The sequence below is a fragment of the Xanthomonas albilineans genome (genome assembly GCF_009931595.1).
In the GTDB taxonomy this organism is placed as follows: Bacteria; Pseudomonadota; Gammaproteobacteria; order Xanthomonadales; family Xanthomonadaceae; genus Xanthomonas_A; species Xanthomonas_A albilineans.
The window spans coordinates 3,538,720-3,556,181 of the sequence record NZ_CP046570.1 but is presented as its reverse complement, the minus strand read 5'-3'; the positions used below and the strand labels follow the sequence as shown (position 1 = coordinate 3,556,181).

Below are 17,462 nucleotides of genomic sequence, written 5' to 3'. Positions count from 1 at the left end.
CGCCGCCCCTGCGGCGGGACGACGCGATTCACGAAGGAAAGCCAGCAACCCGAGGCCTGCCGCAAGGGGCAAGCCGGTGTGGAGTGCGAGGGTCAGGGTGGCGTCATGGTGGGGCGCAAAGAACCGAACATGCGCAGGGAAGATGCGCGGCGGGACAGTATAAAACACACACGCCGGGAGTGTTGCGCGGGTGTGGTGGCGACTTGCGCGGCGCGGGCGATCATCCCCGTTCACGATGAACACGCGGCATGATCGGTACGAACAGCGCGTCTGCCAGCCAGGTATGCTGCCATTCCATGCTGCGGTGCAGCTTGCGCCAAAATAATGATGATCTATAACTATTATTGAAACAAAGAGATTATCGCTCCCCCCCGCACGCTCCCCCCACGTCACCTCCCCCGCAGGCATGTCCATGAGCAACTACCAAGACCGCTGGCAGACCGTCCAGGTCCAGATCGACGCAGGTGTCGCCTGGGTCACGTTGAATCGTCCCGAAAAGCGCAACGCGATGAGTCCGACGCTCAATCGCGAGATGATCGACGTGCTGGAGACGCTAGAACTGGACAGCGCCGCGGAAGTCCTGGTGTTGACCGGTGCCGGCGAGTCGTGGTCGGCCGGCATGGACCTGAAGGAATACTTCCGCGAGATCGACGGCAAGGAGGAGATTGTGCAGGAGCGCATGCGTCGCGACTGCTCGCAGTGGCAGTGGCGCTTGCTGCGTTTCTACAGCAAGCCGACCATCGCGGCGGTCAACGGATGGTGCTTCGGTGGCGCGTTCTCGCCGCTGGTGGCCTGCGATCTGGCCATCGCGGCGGACGAAGCGGTGTTCGGGTTATCGGAAATCAACTGGGGCATCCCACCGGGCAACCTGGTGAGCAAGGCCGTCGCCGATACCATGGGACACCGCAACGCGATGCTGTACATCATGACTGGCCGCACCTTTACCGGGACCGAGGCCGCGCAGATGGGGCTGGTCAATGCCAGCGTGCCGCGCGCGCAACTGCGTGCGGAGGTGACCAAGCTGGCGCAGGAGCTGCAACAGAAGAATCCGGTAGTGCTGCGTTTCGCCAAGCACGGTTTCAAGCGCTGCCGCGAGCTGACCTGGGAGCAGAACGAGGATTACCTCTACGCCAAGGTCGACCAGTCCAACCACCGCGATCCGGAGAAGGGTCGTCAGCAAGGGCTGAAGCAATTCCTTGACGATAAAACCATCAAGCCCGGGTTGCAGACTTACAAGCGCTGACCCTGGCCGCAGCGCGGTGACGTGCCGTCGCCGCGATGCCCGTCACCATGCCGTTTCCCTGTTCCGGATGGTTTCGATGATCTCTGCACAGCACGATGCACCTGTCGCCCGCTATCGTCCGGTCGGGCTCAGCCATGCCGATACCGAAGTTTATGGCGATGCCAATGGCGTGTTGCGCATGCGTGCCCGCGAGCCGCTGGCGCCGCTGCCGCGGCATCTGCTGCTGCGCTTGCAGCACTGGGCGCAACACACGCCCGAAACGACCTTCGTGGCCCAGCGTGGCGAAGATGGACATTGGCGGGGCCTGAGCTATGCGCAGATGCTCGAGCGCACCCGCCGTATCGCGGCGCATCTGCTGGACATGGGGTTGTCGGCGCAGCGTCCGTTGGCGATCCTGTCCGGCAACGATCTGGAACATCTGCAACTGGCGTTCGCGGCGATGTATGCCGGCATTCCGTATTGTCCGGTGTCTCCCGGTTACGCGTTGCTTTCGCGCGATTTCGCCAAACTGCGGCACGTCGCGCGGGTGCTGCGGCCGGGGCTGCTGTTCGCCAGCGACGGTGCGGCATTCGCGACCGCCATCGCGGCCGTGTTCCCCACGGATGTGCCGGTGGTGTGCGTGCGTGGCATGGTGAGCGACCGTGCGTGCCTGCGCTTCGAAGAGATGCTGGCGCCACGCCCCCTGGTCGCGGCCGATGCCGCATTTGCCGCCACCGGCCCAGAGAGCATCGCCAAATTTTTGTTCACGTCCGGCTCCACGTTGTTGCCGAAAGCGGTGATCACCACGCAACGCATGCTGTGCGCGAATCAGCAGATGTTGCTGCAGACGTTCCCGGTGCTAGGCGAAACACCGGTGTTGGTCGATTGGTTGCCGTGGAACCATACGTTCGGCGGCAGCCACAATATCGGCATCGCGTTATACAACGGTGGCAGCTTCTATATCGACGATGGCAAGCCGACCCCGGCATTGTTCGCGCAGACCCTGCGCAACCTGCGCGAGATCGCGCCCACGGTGTATCTGAGCGTGCCGCGCGGCTGGGAACAATTGGCGCAGGCGCTGGAACAGGATCCGGCACTGCGCGAGACGTTCCTGTCGCGCATGCGTATGTTCTTCTTTGCCGCCGCCGCCTTGTCGCAAGACATCTGGGACCGTCTGGAGCGTATTGCCGAGGCGCATTGCGGCGAACGCATCCGCATGCTTGCCGGTCTGGGCATGACCGAATGCGCGCCGTCGTGCACCTTCACCCACGGCACCAGTAACACACCCGGCGAGGTCGGCGTGCCGGCACCGGGCTGCGAGGTCAAGTTAGTCCCGGTGGGCGACAAGCTGGAAGCGCGCTTCCGTGGCCCGCACGTGATGCCCGGCTATTGGAACGCACCGCAGCAGACGGCCGAGGCGTTCGACGAGGAAGGCTTCTACTGTTCCGGCGATGCACTCAAGCTGATCGATCCGCAGTATCCCGAACGCGGCTTATTGTTCGACGGGCGTCTGGCAGAGGACTTCAAGCTATCCTCTGGCGTATTTGTCAGCGTCGGTCCGTTGCGCACGCGCGTGCTGATGGAAGGCGCCGCATACGTGCAGGATGTGGTGGTGACTGGGGCCGACCGCGGCGACATCGGCCTGTTGCTGTTCCCGCGCCTGGACGCGTTGCAGGCTCTGGCCGGGTTGCCATCAGCGGCGGAGGCGGCGCAGATTTTGCAAGCCGAGCCGGTGCGTGTCTGGTTGCAAAATCTGCTCGCGGTGCTCAACCGCAGCGCCACCGGTAATGCCAGCCGCATCGTCCGCGCGGCGTGGCTGGAACAGCCGCCGAACCTGGAAGCCGGCGAGATCACCGACAAGGGCTCGATCAACCAGCGCAACGTATTGCGCACCCGCGCCGTGTTGGTGGACCAGTTGTACACCGGTGCTGCACCAGGCGCGGTCCAGGCGCCGACGTGATGCGATAACGCGTTGGCCTTGCGCCGGCGGTGCGAAATTGCCGTCGGCGCTGCGACCGCACTGCTCTACTGGCTTCGAGACTTGGGAGGGGATCGATGACTGTGTTTCATCTGCGTGTTCATGGTAGGCCAGGCAGACGCGGCCTGGGTCGTGCTGAGCAGCGTTGGCTGGGGTCTGACCGATGTCCATCCAGCACTGCGCCAAGGCAGCGCTTGGTCGATCTTGAAGATGGCGCTGACGCCAGCCTGTATATGGACCTGCATTCCAGCCAGGCCGGTGCATTCCTGCGCGATGCATGTCGTTATGTCCGCGACGACGTCTGCCCACGCTCGTCCTGACCTTGCGCTTCTGAGCCGCCACGGAGCAGTCCCATGCACGATTCATTACCATCGCCGACGCCGTACCGTCCGCTGTACGCCTGGTACGTGACCGTGGTGTTGTTGCTGGCCTACACCCTGTCCTTCGTCGATCGGCAGATCCTGGGGCTCTTGGTACAACCGATCAAACGCGATTTGCTGCTGTCGGACGCGCAATTCAGTCTGGTCCACGGCCTTGCTTTCGCGGTGTTCTATACCTTGATCGGGGTGTCCCTGGGGCGCGTCGCCGACCGCCACAACCGGCGCAACCTGATCGTGCTGGGCATCGTGGTGTGGATCGTGGCGACGGCGGCTGGCGCCTACGTCACCAGCTTTTTCACCCTGTTCATGGCGCGGGTGTTCGTCGGTGTCGGCGAGGCGGCACTATCGCCAGCGGCGTATTCGATGCTGGCCGATTACTTCCCGCCGCAGCGGCGGGCCAGGGCGATGAGCGTATACACCTCCGGCGTGTACATCGGCTCGGCGACAGCGTTCATCGTCGGTGGCCTGGTGATCGCGGCGACCAGCAAGCAGAGCCTGGTCGTCTTCCCGTTACTGGGCAGCTTCCGGCCGTGGCAGGCGGCGTTCCTCCTGGTGGCGCTGCCGGGCTTGGCGGCGATCGCCTTGATGGCCACGGTGCGCGAGCCACTGCGACGCGAGCAAGCCATGGCGACGCCAAGTGCGCGTCCGGACCTGGCGCATCTGCGCGACAACGCGCGGATCTACATCGCGTTGTTCTTGGCTAACGGCGTGATCGCGATGGTGACCTTCGGCATCACCGCCTGGCTACCGGCGACCTTCATCCGTCGGTGGGGATGGACGCCCGGTGAAATCGGTCCGGCGTATGGGCTCATCATCCTGACCTTCGGCATCGCCGGCATGCTGTTCAGCGGCTTCCTCGGCGATCGTCTAATGGTGCGTGGACACCGCGATGTGGTGCTGCGGATTTCGCTGATCGGCGCGCTGTTGCTGAGTGTCAGCAGCGGGCTGTTCGCGTTCGCGTCAGGGCCGTGGATGGCGCTGGCGGCGATCGCGCTGACCACATTCTTGCTGGGCATGCCGGTGGCGTTAGCCCCGGCGATCCTGCAGGCGGTCACGCCGAACCGTTTGCGTGGCCAGGTCACCTCGATCTATCTGCTGTTGGTCAATTTGATCGGATTGGGATTGGGCCCTTATGTGGTGGCGTTAGGCACCGACTACGTGCTCGTCGACGAGCGTCAGGTCGGCTTGTCGCTGGGCGTGGTGTGCATGGGGGCGGCGCTGCTTGGCGCGCTGTGCCTGTGGTACGCGGCTGCGCCTTACCGGGCGTTGCTACGGCGTGTGGATCCGGCGTTATGACGATACGCGGCGGTGTCCTTACAATGCAGCGGCGATGGCGTTGTCGGCCAGTGCCAGTGGAAGCTGCGTGCGCATGCGCCGTGGCGTTGTCGCAAGATACCCTTTGCAGGAAGCGCCGTGCGCTCGAAACCGATTCCCGATATCTCCAACAGCACGCTGTCCGCCGACGCGAACACGGTGGACAGTGTGGATCAGCGCCGTCTGACCAGCCTACTCGGCTACCGCATCACCCGCAGCGAGTTGCAGGTGCGGCGTCTGTTTCAAGAGTGCGTGCGTGGCTTCGATCTGAAGCCGGTGGAGTATTCGTTGCTGGTGCTGGTGGATGCCAATCCCGCCATTCACCAACGGCAACTGGGCGAGGTGCTGAACGTCTCGCCGCCGAACCTGGCCATTGTGGTCGCGCGTCTGGTCAAGCGGCGTTTGCTGCGTCAGGTGCGTGGACGTCAGGATCGGCGCATGCAGCATCTGCACCTGACCGCGTCCGGCAGCGCGCTGCTGGCGCAGGCCGAGGTCGAAGTGGTACGCATGGAGCAGCAACTCGTCAGTGCGCTGGGCATGAATCAGGCACGTGCATTGTTACGGGCACTCGACCGGCTGGAGGCGCTCTAGCCGCTATATGCGTGGCCGGTGCCGGCTTGCGGCCGCGCCGCTGCTTTCTCGATTTCCGTGTTGTATTCAGCGTGATCGTGGCGTGCGCCGCCGTGCGATCACCGTGCCGCGCTGACGTCAACGTTGGCCCGCTTCACCATTCCCCCGCCCCATGCCGTATCCCCTTTGCCTGGAGTGCCTGTCCATGAATCGTTCCCGCATGCGTTTCCCGTTGCCTTCGCGCATTCGCCAGCGGCTGTCGGTGCTGGCCCTGCTGTCCATCGTCCATGCGGCGCCAGCGGCGGCGCAATCCGTGCCGCAGAGCGTCACCCTGCCGACCGGCCTGGACACCGGCGGCACCAGCTTCTTCGATGGCTTCACCAGCACCAAACCGGGCTGGGCGGCGATTCAATACCTGCGACGCTACGACTTCGATGCAATCAAGGACGCGCACGGCGATGACGTACCGGTGTTCCGCGATCCACACATTGGCTCATCGGTCTGGATTACTCAGGTGGTTTACGTCAGTGGCTACAAGATGTTCGGTGGTGCGTTGGGTTTCAACGCGTTGGCGGCGCTGGTCGATTTGGATGCATCTTTCGCGCGCAACAGTCCGATGGCACTGCGCGCCAATGGGGTCGGTCTGGGCGACCTCACGATCGGCCCGTATTTACAGATGGATCCGGTGATCCACGATGGCCGCCCGGTGTTTTCGCAACGTTTCGAGCTGGATGCACTGGTGCCGATCGGCAAATTCGACCAGCACCGCGACATCAACCAGGGATCGGGTTACTGGTCGGTGTTGCCGAATTGGGCTTTCAGCATTCTGCCGACGCCGCGCTGGGAAATCAGCGGGCGTCTGAATTACATCTACAACTTCCGTGCGGACAAGGCGTCGAACGTGCCGCAGTTCGGTGGTTTCGTCTTCCACAACGGCCAGGCGGGCGATGCGGTGTGGCTCAACTTCGCCAGCTCGCTCGAATTGGTGAAGGATCTGCACATCGGTATCAATGGCTATTACTTGAAGCAACTGCGCGACAACCGGACCAACGACCTGCGTGTGGCCGATAGCAAGCAGACGCAGTTCTACCTCGGGCCAGGATTATCGTGGAGGATCGACCAGCACAACATTTTCAATGCCAATTTCTACATGCCGGTGGAGGTGAAGAATGCACCCTCCGGCGATAACGTCAATTTTCAGTACGTACATGTGTTTTGATGCCACGCTGCGTAAGCAAACCGCGTTGCCATGCAGTGGCGCGACAAGACCCGGTTCGCCACTGCTGTCGTCTCGGGCATCGGTATCGAAGGCGTGGGTCTGAGTGATGGCTTGGTGGTCACGGCGATCTGAGCCAAGTGTTTCTTCCATTCGATGAGAGCATATGCGATGAACAGTACCCATAGCGATGCGCTGGCATCGTCCACTCGCTGGAGTGGACGTATCTTCAATGGCGAGTGGATCGCTGCCCAGGGCGGCACGCTCGAAGTGATCGAACCAGGCAGCGGCAAGTTGCTGCACTACGCTGGCCACGCGAATGTCGCGGATGTGGCGGCGGCGGTGGCGCAGGCGCGTGTCGCGCAACGCCAATGGGCCGGTCTGGTACCGCGCGAGCGCGCGGCGGTCTTCCACCGTGCTGCGCACTTGCTGGAGCAGCAGGCAGAGGTCGCGGCGAAGTTAGTCGCGCGCGAAACCGGCGGCATTTTGCCCAAGGGCGAACACGAAGTGCGCGAAGCGATCCTGCTCTTTCAGCAGGCAGCGGCGATGCCGCTACAGGCCCAAGGCCAGTTGCTGCCGAGCGCACCGGGGCGGGTAAGCCTTGCCCGGCGTCTGCCGTTGGGCGTGGTCGGCGTGATTTCCCCGTTCAATTTCCCATTGGTTCTGTCGCTGCGCTCGGTTGCTCCGGCCTTGGCTGTCGGCAACGCGGTGATCCTCAAGCCCGATTCGCGCACACCGTATGCCGGCGGCTTCCTCATCGCCGAGGTGTTGCAGTTGGCGGGTTTGCCGAAGGGTCTGCTGCACGTGTTGCCCGGTGGCGCCGAGGTGGGTCAGGCATTGATCGAAGCGCCGGGCGTGCCGATGATTGCCTTCACCGGCTCCACCGCCACCGGCCGCCGTATCGGCGAGTTGGCGGGCAAGCATTTGAAGAAGGTCGCACTGGAACTGGGCGGTAAGAATTCGCTGATCGTGTTGGAAGATGCCGAGCTTGACAAAGCTGTCTCGGCGATTGCGTTCGGTGCCTACTTTCACCAGGGCCAGATTTGCATGGCGACCAGCCGTGTGCTGGTCCAGCGCAGCATCGCCGCCGAACTGACCCGGCGTCTGGCCGAAAAAGCGCGGCATCTACCGGTGGGCGATCCGGCGACCACGCATGTCGCGCTCGGGCCGCTCATCGATGCGCGCCAGTTGCAGCACGTCAAGGGCGTGGTCGATGCGTCGGTCGCCGCTGGCGCGGTGCTTGAGGCGGGCGGGACGCACGACGGGTTGTTCTATGCGGCAACCGTGTTGTCGAATGTGCGGCCTGGCATGCGTGCGTTCGAGGAAGAGGTATTCGGCCCGGTCGCCAATGTGATCGCCTTCGACACCGACGACGAAGCGGTCGCGCTGGCCAACCAGACCGACTATGGCCTGTCGGCTGGCATCCTCTCCGCTTCAGTCGGTCGGGCGATGGCGCTGGGTGAGCGCTTGAACACCGGCATTTTGCACATCAACGACCAGACTGTGGCCGACGAGGTCATAAATCCGTTTGGTGGCACCGGCGCTTCCGGCAATGGCACCAGCATGGGTGGTCCGGCCGACTGGAGCCAGTACACGCACTGGCAGTGGGTGACGATCCGCGACAGCACGCCACCGTATCCATTCTGATCCGGCATCCTGCGCTGCCGGTGCCTGCCTCGGCAGCGCAGTCATGCGATGGTGTGTGGATGCGCTTGTGCAAGAAGGTGCGGCGAGCGCTCGCATCGCATTGGGAAAGCCGCGTCATGGGCGGGACGATTGCCATCGCCCCGAGTCCGAACACGGATGCTCAGAACCCATCAGCGGTTTCTTACATGCCCTGCTTTTGTTGTGTGCGCTGGCGGAATTGAACTGGCGAGCAGCCGGCGTGGCGGCTGAAACAGCGGCTGAAATAGGCGGCGTCGGCATAACCGAGCATGGCGGCGATTTGTTGCACGGTCATGGTCGTGTACACCAGGCTGCGCCGTGCCTCCAATATGATGCGCCGCTGCAACAACTGCAACGCCGAGGCGCCTGTCAGGCGTCGGCACAGTGCATTGAGATGACTGCTGCTCAACCCCAATCGGTCGGCGTAGCGGGACAGCGGCCAATGTTCGCGGTAATGCGCGTCGATCAGTGCGGCGTACGCACGCACGTGGCGTGCGCCGCGATCGGCGTCGTGTGTTTCCGTGTGCGCGTGTGTCAGCGCACCGCGCGAGGCCCACAGCAGCGCTTGCGTCGCCAGCGCCTGTAGCATCGGCTCGCGTCCGGGGCGATGTTGCGGGTACTCGGTTGCGATCGCAGCGAAGCACGCATCCAGCATCGCGTGCTGCTCGCCGGCGACAAGGCACAGCGGTTGTGCCAGCGTTTCGTCCAAGCTGGGCCATTGTGCCGCCAGGTGCTGCCACAGTGGCGCAGACAACGTCACGATATGACCGCGCACGTTGCGCTGGAAGCGGAAGCCATGCACGCACAGCGGCGGCAACAGCAGCAGACAGGGGCCGCACAGGCGTTGCGGAGTGCCGTCCAGATGCACCTCGGCGCTGCCGCGCTGCAGATAAAGCAATTGCAACAGGTCGTCGTGGCGGTGCGGACGGATATGCCAATCGTGCAGATGGCTGCGCGCGGCGATGGATTCCCAGTGCAACAGGTCGGGAGTTTCGCGGTCGTCGGTTTCCCCATACAGGCGAAACGCGGGCACAGCCGGCGCTGGCGAGGTGACGGTGCGAGGCATCGTCGGAAAGTACAGGAATTGGTCGCGATGATCCATGTTCTTGTGGCGTCGGAACGGAAACACTGGGAGACAGGCACAAACGCTGCGGAGGTCCTATGCGTACCCAGGTCGCGATCGTCGGCGCCGGTCCTGCTGGCTTGTTGCTTGGCCAGTTGTTGCACAGCCATGGCATCGACAACGTCATCCTCGAACGTCATACCCAGGAACATGTGCTGTCGCGGATCCGCGCCGGTGTGCTGGAGCAGGGAACCGCCGACTTGCTGTGCGCCGCAGGCGCCGGCGCGCGCATGCAGCGCGAAGGCATCATCCATCATGGTTTCGAGCTGGCGTTGGAGCAGCGCCGCGAACGCATCGAGCTGAGTGCGGCCACCGGTGGCCGCGCAGTGACCATCTATGGTCAGACCGAAGTCACCCGCGACCTGATGGAGGCGCGGCAGGCCGTCGGCGCGATCAGCCTCTACGAGGCGCAGGACGTGCAATTGCACGACATCGCCGGGCCACGGCCATGGCTGAGTTTCGTCCAGCATGGCGCCGCGCAGCGGCTGGATTGCGAATACGTGGTTGGCTGCGACGGTTTCCATGGTGTCAGTCGTCAGGCGATCCCCGACGAGGTGCTGCGGGTTTACGAACGGGTCTATCCATTCGGTTGGCTCGGGGTGTTGGCAGACACGCCGCCAGTCTGCGAGGAACTGATTTATGCGCGCCATACCAGAGGTTTCGCGCTGTGCAGCATGCGTTCGCACACGCGCTCGCGCTATTACGTGCAAGTCCCGTCGGAGGAGCGCGTGGAGAATTGGTCGGATCAACGTTTCTGGGACGAGTTGCGGCGACGCTTGCCCGACGATGTCGCCCAGACCATGGTCATCGGGCCATCCTTGGAGAAGAGCATCGCACCGTTGCGCAGTTTCGTTGCCGAACCGCTGCAATATGGCCGCCTGTTTCTAGCCGGCGATGCGGCGCATATCGTGCCGCCGACCGGCGCCAAGGGCCTGAATCTGGCCGCCGGCGATGTGGGCTTGCTTGCGCATTTGTTCGTGCAAGCGCAGCAGGAAAACAGCCCGGCGCCATTGCAACGCTATTCCGAATTGGCATTGCAGCGGATCTGGAAAGCCGAGCGCTTTTCCTGGTGGATGACCACGATGCTGCACCAATTTCCGGACGAAGATGCCTTCAGCCGACACCTGCACGATGCCGAGCTGGACTATCTGCTCGGCAGCGCCGCAGGCCGTGCCACCATTGCCGAAAACTACGCTGGCTTGCCGCTGGCCGTACCTGCGTAGCCCACGCACCGTGCTTACATCGTGTTGCCCATGCGCTGCGGCATGACACGATGCGATGCGCGTGTACCTCGCATACGTTCATGATCGTCATGCTGGGTGCCTGCGATAGATCGTGAAAATTGTCATTGCAGAAGGGCGGTTTTCTCGCGTGGCCGCAGATGTGTGCGGTGCAGAAAATTGCGTAAATGCGATGACCATTTCTGATGTTTTGGTAATTGTGGCGTCTCTCCCATCGCAACAAAAAACCTGAGAAATTTCCCCAATTCATCCGGTATCCGGCTCTTTTCCGCTGGCGAACATTGCTACGCTGCGACCGCGCCATAGCCATTGGTCGTCCGCGCACATCGCAGCGATCGCACGGCCTGCGCACCATTGCCTATTTTTCTCCGGAGAGTTACCCGTGAAGATTCGCGTTCATATGTATCTGCTGGCTTTGCTGCTTGCGCTTCCCGCCGTGTCCGCGTTCGCGCAGACGGCCGTTACCGCCAACCCCAATCACGCACAACTGCTGCAGGGTCAGGATTGGTGCACTACCGCCAATAAGCGTCTGGTCTACGATTTTTGGAGGATCGTGTTCGAGGCGGGACATACCGAGTACGCTCCGCAGTACATGGCGAAGGATTACATCCAGCACAATCCGAACGTGGCCAATGGGCGCGATGCGTTTCTGGCGTTCCTGACGTCTTTCGTGAAGCCGCAGCCGATCCAGCCACGGGTGCAATTGCCGCTGGTGGCGATTCTGGCCGAGGGCGATTACGTGACCCTGGTGTCGGTGCGCACGCTGCCCGATCCCAAGGATGCGAGCAAGACCTACACGACCACTTGGTTCGATATGTTCCGCATCCAGAACGGTAAGATTCAGGAGCATTGGGACGCGGCGACCAAGTGATCTGCACCTGATCCAGCGGGGTCATCCCATGGCGCCGTCCGCTGTGGTGGGCGGCGTCGACTTTTTGTTTTCAGAATGCGTCGGCGCGGTAGCCGGTGTCGATGCGGATGCGTCCACCGAGCGCGCGCGAGACGCAGGCGCATAGCTTGCGGTTGTCGCGGTGCTGTTCCTCGCTCAGGAACACGTCGCGGTGATCCAGCGGCGAGGTGCTGTCCAGGACATCGACCACGCACAGTCCGCATTCGCCACGCTGACAGTCGGCCATCACCTCCACACCCGCCGCGCTCAGCGCGTCCAGCAGCGATTGGTGCGCGCCGACCTGCACGGTCTTGCCCAAGGTGGGGATCTCCACCTCGAATCCTTGCGCCGGTGCATGCCCGCTGTTGCCGAAGGTTTCGAAGTGCAGGCGCGCGCGCGCGCGACCATCTTCGCGCCAGCGCTGCCGCAGTTCGTCCAACAGCGGCAGCGGCCCGCACGCATAGACGTCTGCGCCGCGCGGCCATTGCGCGATTTGCGTGGCCAGTTCGAGTCGGCCCAGGTGTTCGGGACAGAACACCTTCAGGCGTTCGCCGAGTAACGCCTGCAATGGTTCCAAGTAGGCCATGGTGGCTTGGCTGCGCCCGGCATAGAGCAGCTGGAAGGGGAGCGGGCTGCGTGCCAGACGCTGCGCCATGCCCAGGATCGGGGTGATGCCGATGCCGCCGGCGATCAGCACGATGTGCTCGGCGTTCTCGTCCAGGGCGAACTGGTTGTTTGGCGCGGAAATCTCCACTTGGTCGCCCACCGCCAGCGCCCACATCGCACGCGAGCCGCCACGGCTACCGGCGACCGCGCGCACCGCGATGCGGTAATGTCCATCGGCGGCGGGTTCGCCGACCAGCGAGTAAGAGCGCACGTCGGGGGTGTCGCCGATATGCACGCGCACGTCGATGTGGCTGCCGACAGTGAAATGCCGGCCAGCGCTGCCAGGATCGAACTCGATCTCGCGCACCTCCTGACAAGGCGTGGTAACGGCGACGATGCGAGCGGTGTTCCATTGGGAGTCTTTGCGCATGGTGGATTCCGACGATCGGGAAGGGGTGGGCAGGCGCTGCGTTAGTGGGGCACTTCAGGCGCGCAGGCGGTACCCGAGCAAGCGGTTGCCTTGCATCTGGTCGAGTGTGTCGTGCTCGTGTAGTGCTTGATGGAGATTGTGTTGCGCCAGCCGTGCGTGTTCGCGCATCAGGGCTTCGGCGCGCGTGCCCTGGCGGCGCTGGATCGCGTCCAGGACCTGGCGATGCTGTTCCTGAGCGAGGCGCAAAATCTGCGCGGCGCGGTTGCGGTTCAGTACGAAACTGCTGGCCGAGGCGAACGGCAGTTGCGCGATTCGTGCGCATTCGCGTGTCAGCAGTGGGCTGTCGGCCATCTCGATCAGCAGGGCATGCAAGCGTTCGTTGCAGCTCACGTAGCTGGCGAAATCCTCTTCGCGTAGCGTCGTCGTCGCCAGTGTCTGGTCGATCCGCGTCAACACCGCTTGTGCCTGCGCCAGTAGGGCCGGATCCACGCCGCGTTCGGCGGCCAGGCGTGCGGCCAGGCCTTCCAGAGTGCCGCGCAGTTCGATGGCATCGTCGACGTCGCGCTCGCCGAACGCCTGCACCGCATAGCCACCGCCGGGCAATGGCTGGACCAGGCCCTCCTCGGCCAGCCGTTGCAACGCCGCGCGCACCGGCGTGCGCGAGGCGCCCAGGCGTTCCACCAGGGCGATTTCGGATAAGCGTTCGTTCGCGGCCAGATCGCCGGCCAGGATCAGTTCGCGCAGTGCGAGCAGGACCCGGGTGGTTTGCGCGGCGCTGGAGCGGAAGGGATGCGTGGTGGACATGGGGCGTTCTCAGTCTCTGGTGGGTTCAGCCGACCATGCGCAGGTGCAGTGCGTGCGCGCGTTGCTCGGCGGCGACCATGCGCTCGATGAGGCGCCGCGCCCACATCCCGCCGGCATCCACATTGAGGTTGTAGAACACGTGGTCCGGGTGCGCGTCGATCGCGCGCTGCTGCGCCTCCAGCACCACCTCATCCTCGCCGAACACGCCGGTGACGCCGTCGCGCAGGCGGGTGGTGATCGATTGCTCGTGCAGCGAGTGGTTGCGCACGAAGGCCCAGAAATAGTGGCAGCTACGCTCGGTTTCCGGGGTGACGGTGTTGAGCACGTAGCCATTGACGCCGCGCGAGCGGTCGCCCTGTGGCGCGCCGCTGCCGGCCACCGCCACGCCGACGTCGATGGCGATGGTGCAGGGTGCCTCGAAACGGATGATCTGCCAGCGGTCCACCTTGCCGCGGTAGCCGTGCGCATGCTCGAGCTGCCAAGCCCAGAACGGTGGCGGATCGATCTCCAGCATCCAACGCGACACCACCACGCTGCGTTCGCCGTGGACGACATCGAATGGCGCCTCGGCGACTTCGTCCTGGCCGATGCTGGAGCCGTGCACGAAGGTTTCGTGGGTCAGGTCCATCAGGTTGTCCAGGACCAGCCGGTAGTCACACTTGATCGCGATGGTGCGGCCATCGCCGGCCCAGCCGGGATCGTCGTTCCAATGTAGGTCCGGCACCAGCGCCGGATCGGCCAGTGCGGCATCGCCAGGCCACACCCACACGTAGCGGTGCCGTTCCACCGTTGGGAAACGGCGTACGCAGGCGGCGGGATTGATGGTGTCCTGCGATGGCATGTGCACGCAGCGTCCGTTGGCGTCGTAGGCCAGGCCGTGATAACCGCAGACCACGTCGTCGCCGCGCAGCCGGCCCATCGACAGCGGCACCAAGCGGTGCCAACAGGCGTCTTCGAGCGCGGCGACGTGACCGCTGCTGGTGCGGTACAGGACGATCTCCAAGTTGCAGATTTTGCGCGCAAGCAGCGCGTGTTTGACTTCGTGGTCCCAGGCGATGGCGTACCACGCGTTGAGCGGAAATGCCGGAATGGGCTGGCCCATGGCGAACTCCTTGAAGTTGTATACAACAAGCGTGCGGGGGCATTGCGTGTTGTCTGTGTCCTGTCGGGAATTTACGGCGGACGCAGCACCGTCGATGCAATGGGACGGCGACCAATGTATACATCAACGGCATTTGCCGGCCCAGGGGCAGGTGTGGAATTTTGTTCGTTTATCGAACTTTATATCCGATTATCGGATTGACCGCCGCCGAGCGGCATCCTACCGTGGGATCCGGATCGATCAGGAGCCGACGTTGTGGCAAGTCTTTTCCAGATGCATGGGTGTGCCTATCCGCAGCATCGGCGAGCCGTCACCGCTGGAGCATGACGATGATCGACAAGACCTTGGCCTCGTGCGGCGCGGCAGTGGCCGACATCCACGACGGGGCGACGGTGATGATCGGTGGCTTTGGCACCGCCGGCATGCCGGAGGCACTGATCGACGCGCTGATCGCGCAGGGTGCGCGCGAACTGATCATCGTCAACAACAATGCCGGCAACGGCGAGAGGGGCCTGGCCGCGCTGATCAAGCATCGGCGCGTGCGCAAGATCATCTGTTCGTTCCCGCGCCAGAGCGACTCGCAGCATTTCGACAGCGCTTACCGCGCCGGTGAACTGGAACTGGAGTTGGTGCCGCAGGGCAATCTGGCCGCGCGTATCCATGCCGCCGGCAACGGCCTGGGCGCGATCTTCACTCCCACCGGCTACGGCACCGCGCTGGCGGCCGGCAAGGAGACGCGCGAGATCGACGGCCGCCACTACGTGCTGGAGTATCCGATCCGTGCCGACTTCGCATTGATCAAAGCGCAGTACGGCGATCGCTGGGGCAACCTGGTCTACTGCAAGACCGCGCGCAACTTCGGCCCGCTGATGGCGATGGCGGCCGATTGCACGATCGCGCAGGTGGAGCGCGTGGTGGAGTTGGGCGATCTGGATCCGGAAGCGGTGATTACCCCGAGCATTTTCGTGCAACGACTGGTGGCGGTGGCGACCAGGCAGGAGGGCGTATGCACGCCATGAGCGGCCGTGGCCTGGATCGCAATGCGCTGGCCGCGCGCGTGGCGCGCGACATCCCCGAAGGCGCCTACGTCAATCTGGGCATCGGCCTGCCGACCGCGGTGGCCAACTTTCTGCCGGCGGACAAGGACATCTTCCTGCACAGCGAGAACGGCGTCCTCGGCATGGGGCCGGCGCCGCCGCCAGGGCAGGAAGATCCGGACCTGATCAATGCAGGCAAGCAGCCGGTGACGTTGCTGACCGGTGGCTGTTATTTCCACCACGCCGATTCGTTCGCGATGATGCGCAGTGGTCGCTTGGATGTATGCGTGCTGGGTGCGTTCCAGGTCTCAGTACATGGCGATTTGGCCAACTGGAGCACCGGCGAGGCCGATGCGATCCCCGCAGTCGGCGGCGCCATGGACCTGGCCATCGGCGCCAGGCATGTCTACGTCATGATGGAACTCTTGAACAAGCGCGGGGAAAGCAAACTGGTGGCCGAATGCAGCTATCCGTTGACCGGACTGCGTTGCGTGTCGCGGGTGTATACCGATCTGGGCGTGTTCGCGCTCGGCCCGGCAGGTGCCACGGTGCTCGAACTGGTCGATGGGGTGAGTCTGGACGACTTGCGTCAGGCCACCGGTCTGGCGTTGAACCTGGCCCCGTTGACGGCGGTCGCATGAGCGAGGCCTACATCATCGATGGGATCCGTACCCCGATTGGCCGCTATGGCGGCGCGTTGGCCGGCGTGCGCGCTGACGATCTCGGCGCACTACCGCTGCAAGCGCTGCTGGCGCGGCAGTCGCAGCTGGATCCTGCCTGCATCGACGAGGTGTACCTCGGCTGCGCCAACCAGGCTGGCGAGGATAATCGCAATGTCGCACGCATGAGCCTGCTGCTGGCTGGGCTGCCGTGCAGCGTGCCTGGTTGCACCGTCAACCGCCTGTGCGGCTCGGGCCTGGACGCCGTCGGCACGGTGGCGCGCGCGCTGCGCGCCGGCGAACTGGGCTTGGCGATCGCGGGCGGGGTCGAGTCGATGTCGCGTGCGCCATGGGTGATGGGCAAGGCCGATAGTGCCTTCGCCCGCAACCAGCAGATCGAGGACAGCACCATGGGCTGGCGCTTCGTTAACCCGCGTATGCGCGCGCGCTACGGTGTGGCACTGATGGGCGAGACCGCCGAAAACGTGGCTGCGCGCCACGGTATCGACCGCGAAGACCAGGACGCGTTCGCGCTGCGTAGCCAGCAGCGTGCCGCCACCGCGCAGGCGGCAGGTTTTTTCGACGAGGAGATCCTCGCGGTCGATGTGCCGGGCGCCAAGCGCGGCGAGACGGTCACGGTGACACGTGACGAGCATCCGCGTGCGGACACCACCGCCGAGGCGCTAGCCAGGCTCGCGCCGTTGTTCCGTCAGCCCGGCAGCGTCACCGCCGGTAACGCCTCGGGCATCAACGATGGGGCTGCTGCGTTGTTGCTGGCGACGCCGACCCGGGCCCGCGAACTGGGGCTGACGCCGCGCGCGCGCGTGCTCGGCTTCGCCAGCGCTGGCGTGGAACCGGACTATATGGGCATGGGCCCGGTGCCGGCGACGCAGGCCTTGCTGGTACGGTTGGGCCTGCGCCTGGAGCAGTTCGACGCCATCGAACTGAACGAGGCCTTCGCCGCGCAGGCGCTGGCGTGCACGCGCGCGCTGGGCCTGGACGACGCGGCGCCGCACGTCAACGCCAATGGTGGCGCGATCGCACTCGGCCATCCGCTGGGCATGAGCGGCGCGCGCCTGGCACTGACCCTGCTGCGCCAGTTGGAAGCCAGCGGTGGCAAGCGTGGCCTGGCCGCCATGTGCGTTGGCGTCGGCCAGGGCGTGGCGCTGGCGATCGAACGGCTGTAGCCGGCTGCGCGTGCGGACCTGCATGATCCACTTCCAGTC

At 64.2% G+C, this 17,462-nt stretch carries 16 protein-coding genes; 12 read left to right on the top strand and 4 right to left on the bottom strand.

Annotated elements, in window-relative coordinates; genetic code table 11:
• Nucleotides 1-412: 412 nt before the first annotated feature.
• From XaFJ1_RS14905 to XaFJ1_RS14880, 6 genes are all read left to right on the top strand, one after another.
• Entirely contained in the window at nucleotides 413-1,243 is an 831-nt protein-coding gene (locus XaFJ1_RS14905; RefSeq protein WP_012917515.1) for a p-hydroxycinnamoyl CoA hydratase/lyase, read from the top strand.
• Nucleotides 1,244-1,319: 76 nt separating this feature from the next.
• Nucleotides 1,320-3,182 (top strand): feruloyl-CoA synthase, encoded by a 1,863-nt coding sequence (locus XaFJ1_RS14900; RefSeq protein ID WP_012917514.1) that lies wholly within the window; start codon nucleotides 1,320-1,322, stop codon nucleotides 3,180-3,182.
• Between the two features lie 371 nt (nucleotides 3,183-3,553).
• A complete protein-coding gene (locus XaFJ1_RS14895; RefSeq protein ID WP_012917513.1) occupies nucleotides 3,554-4,876 on the top strand; it encodes a spinster family MFS transporter in 1,323 nt (440 codons plus the stop codon).
• Between the two features lie 141 nt (nucleotides 4,877-5,017).
• Nucleotides 5,018-5,485 (top strand): MarR family winged helix-turn-helix transcriptional regulator, encoded by a 468-nt coding sequence (locus XaFJ1_RS14890; RefSeq protein WP_045757427.1) that lies wholly within the window; start codon nucleotides 5,018-5,020, stop codon nucleotides 5,483-5,485.
• Between the two features lie 184 nt (nucleotides 5,486-5,669).
• The gene (locus XaFJ1_RS14885; protein ID WP_012917511.1) at nucleotides 5,670-6,683 is read left to right on the top strand and encodes a SphA family protein; all 1,014 of its coding nucleotides are present in this window, start codon (nucleotides 5,670-5,672) and stop codon (nucleotides 6,681-6,683) included.
• A 168-nt stretch (nucleotides 6,684-6,851) separates the two neighbouring features.
• Nucleotides 6,852-8,327, top strand: coding sequence for a benzaldehyde dehydrogenase (locus XaFJ1_RS14880; protein WP_012917510.1), 1,476 nt, complete (start codon nucleotides 6,852-6,854; stop codon nucleotides 8,325-8,327).
• A 181-nt stretch (nucleotides 8,328-8,508) separates the two neighbouring features.
• Here the strand turns inward: XaFJ1_RS14880 and XaFJ1_RS14875 are convergent, their stop codons facing one another.
• On the bottom strand, nucleotides 8,509-9,411 hold the full coding sequence (locus tag XaFJ1_RS14875) for a helix-turn-helix domain-containing protein (RefSeq protein ID WP_045757425.1): 903 nt from the start codon (nucleotides 9,409-9,411) through the stop codon (nucleotides 8,509-8,511).
• A 95-nt stretch (nucleotides 9,412-9,506) separates the two neighbouring features.
• Between XaFJ1_RS14875 and pobA the strand changes: the two genes are divergently transcribed.
• From pobA to XaFJ1_RS14865, 3 genes are all read left to right on the top strand, one after another.
• A complete protein-coding gene (gene pobA / locus XaFJ1_RS14870; RefSeq protein ID WP_012917508.1) occupies nucleotides 9,507-10,691 on the top strand; it encodes a 4-hydroxybenzoate 3-monooxygenase in 1,185 nt (394 codons plus the stop codon).
• 112 nt (nucleotides 10,692-10,803) lie between these two features.
• Nucleotides 10,804-10,941: a hypothetical protein gene (locus tag XaFJ1_RS16005; protein ID WP_155393864.1), complete on the top strand. Its 138-nt coding sequence runs from the start codon at nucleotides 10,804-10,806 to the stop codon at nucleotides 10,939-10,941.
• Nucleotides 10,942-11,109: 168 nt separating this feature from the next.
• A complete protein-coding gene (locus tag XaFJ1_RS14865) occupies nucleotides 11,110-11,580 on the top strand; it encodes a nuclear transport factor 2 family protein (protein ID WP_012917507.1) in 471 nt (156 codons plus the stop codon).
• A 70-nt stretch (nucleotides 11,581-11,650) separates the two neighbouring features.
• Here XaFJ1_RS14865 and XaFJ1_RS14860 read toward each other — a convergent pair whose 3' ends face one another.
• From XaFJ1_RS14860 to XaFJ1_RS14850, 3 genes are read right to left on the bottom strand one after another with little or no spacing between them, the layout of a single operon-like run.
• Nucleotides 11,651-12,634: a PDR/VanB family oxidoreductase gene (locus XaFJ1_RS14860; RefSeq protein WP_012917506.1), complete on the bottom strand. Its 984-nt coding sequence runs from the start codon at nucleotides 12,632-12,634 to the stop codon at nucleotides 11,651-11,653.
• 54 nt (nucleotides 12,635-12,688) lie between these two features.
• Nucleotides 12,689-13,438, bottom strand: a complete 750-nt coding sequence (locus tag XaFJ1_RS14855; protein WP_012917505.1) for a GntR family transcriptional regulator — start codon at nucleotides 13,436-13,438, stop codon at nucleotides 12,689-12,691.
• A gap of 25 nt (nucleotides 13,439-13,463) precedes the next feature.
• Complete coding sequence (locus tag XaFJ1_RS14850; RefSeq protein WP_012917504.1) at nucleotides 13,464-14,540, bottom strand: aromatic ring-hydroxylating dioxygenase subunit alpha; 1,077 nt, start codon at nucleotides 14,538-14,540, stop codon at nucleotides 13,464-13,466.
• A 329-nt stretch (nucleotides 14,541-14,869) separates the two neighbouring features.
• On the opposite strand from XaFJ1_RS14850, the gene XaFJ1_RS14845 reads away from it, so the two are divergent.
• From XaFJ1_RS14845 to pcaF, 3 genes are read left to right on the top strand one after another with little or no spacing between them, the layout of a single operon-like run.
• Nucleotides 14,870-15,559, top strand: coding sequence for a 3-oxoacid CoA-transferase subunit A (locus tag XaFJ1_RS14845; RefSeq protein WP_012917503.1), 690 nt, complete (start codon nucleotides 14,870-14,872; stop codon nucleotides 15,557-15,559).
• Nucleotides 15,556-16,218, top strand: a complete 663-nt coding sequence (locus tag XaFJ1_RS14840) for a 3-oxoacid CoA-transferase subunit B (protein ID WP_012917502.1) — start codon at nucleotides 15,556-15,558, stop codon at nucleotides 16,216-16,218. The genes XaFJ1_RS14845 and XaFJ1_RS14840 overlap by 4 nt, the downstream gene beginning before the upstream one ends.
• Nucleotides 16,215-17,423 carry a 3-oxoadipyl-CoA thiolase gene (pcaF, locus tag XaFJ1_RS14835; RefSeq protein WP_012917501.1) on the top strand — a complete coding sequence of 403 codons (1,209 nt, stop codon included), beginning with the start codon at nucleotides 16,215-16,217 and terminating at the stop codon, nucleotides 17,421-17,423. The genes XaFJ1_RS14840 and pcaF overlap by 4 nt, the downstream gene beginning before the upstream one ends.
• Nucleotides 17,424-17,462 lie beyond the last annotated feature (39 nt).